This window comes from Mesorhizobium sp. M1E.F.Ca.ET.063.01.1.1, from assembly GCF_003998155.1.
Taxonomy (GTDB): Bacteria; Pseudomonadota; Alphaproteobacteria; order Rhizobiales; family Rhizobiaceae; genus Mesorhizobium.
The window spans coordinates 1-1,705 of sequence record NZ_RZSC01001019.1; the positions used below are offsets into that span (position 1 = coordinate 1).

Genomic DNA, 1,705 nt, shown 5'->3' on the forward strand with positions numbered 1-1,705 from the left:
AACCAGCTCCGGTCCGGAGAAATTGGTCGCGGTCTCGTCGGCAAGACCGGACTTCATCCACTCATAGGACATCAAAAGCACCGCCTGCGCGATGTTGAGCGAGGAAAAGCCTGGATCGACAGGAAAAGTGACGACCTCGTCGGCAAGGCCGACCTCGTCATTATAGAGGCCGAAGCGCTCGCGGCCGAACAGGATTCCGGTGCGCAGCCCGGCCTCGACGCGGGCTCTCAGCGCCCTGCCCGCTTCCACGGGACCGCGCACCGGTTTGAAGCCGTCGCGCTCGCGTGCCGTGGTGGCGAAGACGAAGTTGAGATCGGCGACCGCCGAGGCCAGATCGTCGAACACCTTCGTTGCATCGATGACATGGTCGGCGCGGCTGGCGGCGGCCCGCGCCTTCTCGCTCGGCCAGCCGTCGCGCGGATTGACCAGGCGCAGCTCGGAAAGGCCGAAATTCGCCATGGCGCGGGCGACCATGCCTATGTTCTCGCCGAGTTGCGGCTCGACGAGGATGATCGCCGGTCCGGTGGTCTTGGCGGGGTCTTTTGCGGTTGGCATGGCTTTCGGTAACCGGGGTTTGCGGCGTTTCGGCGTCCCCTGCCATATCCGGCCCGGAAAATGAAGCACTCACAAGCGCGGCACTCGTCCATAGTGGTAGGGATCGCGGTTTGCGCGCTCAAAAAGGCTTTGATATACGCTCCGCAACCCCGGCCGAAACCATGCGGGCAAGGCCGTTAATATCCTCCAGCAACGAGGCATTCTTTCCATGGCGAAGATTAAGGTGGCGAACCCGGTCGTCGAGCTCGACGGCGACGAGATGACCCGCATCATCTGGCAGTTCATCAAGGACAAGCTGATCCACCCTTATCTCGACATCAAGCTCGACTATTACGACCTCGGCATCGAGCACCGCGACGCCACCAACGACCAGGTGACGATCGACTCGGCCAACGCCATCAAGAAATACGGCGTCGGCGTGAAATGCGCGACGATCACGCCCGACGAGGCCCGCGTCGAGGAATTCAAGCTGAAGAAGATGTGGAAGTCGCCGAACGGCACCATCCGCAACATCCTCGGCGGCACCATCTTCCGCGAGCCGATCATCATGAAGAACGTGCCGCGCCTGGTGCCGGGCTGGACCAAGCCGATCGTCGTCGGCCGTCATGCCTTCGGCGACCAGTACCGCGCCACCGATTTCCGCTATCCCGGCAAGGGCAAGCTGACGATCAAGTTCGTCGGCGAGGACGGCACAGTGATCGAGCATGACGTTTACGACGCGCCCTCCTCCGGCGTCGCCATGGCCATGTACAATCTCGACGAGTCGATCCGCGAATTCGCCCGCGCCTCGCTGAACTACGGCCTGCTGCGCAACTATCCGGTCTACCTCTCGACCAAGAACACCATCCTCAAGGCCTATGACGGGCGCTTCAAGGACATCTTCCAGGAAGTCTACGAGAAGGAGTTCGAGGCCGAGTTCAAGGCGAAGAAACTCTGGTACGAGCACCGGCTGATCGACGACATGGTGGCCTCTAGCCTGAAATGGTCGGGCGGCTACATCTGGGCCTGCAAGAACTATGACGGCGACGTGCAGTCGGACACGGTGGCGCAAGGTTTCGGCTCGCTCGGACTGATGACCTCCGTGCTGATGACGCCGGACGGCAAGACCGTGGAAGCGGAAGCCGCGCACGGCACGGTCACCCGCCACTAC

General features: G+C 62.2%; 2 protein-coding genes. One reads left to right on the forward strand and one right to left on the reverse strand.

Going from position 1 to position 1,705, the window contains the following annotated elements; translation table 11 throughout:
* Positions 1 to 555, reverse strand: a 555-nt coding sequence (locus EOA29_RS35510; protein WP_145970013.1) for an RNA methyltransferase, incomplete at its 3' end; no start/stop codon positions are given.
* A gap of 208 nt (positions 556 to 763) precedes the next feature.
* On the opposite strand from EOA29_RS35510, the gene EOA29_RS35515 reads away from it, so the two are divergent.
* The coding region (locus tag EOA29_RS35515; RefSeq protein WP_127222326.1) for an NADP-dependent isocitrate dehydrogenase at positions 764 to 1,705 on the forward strand (942 nt) is incomplete at its 3' end.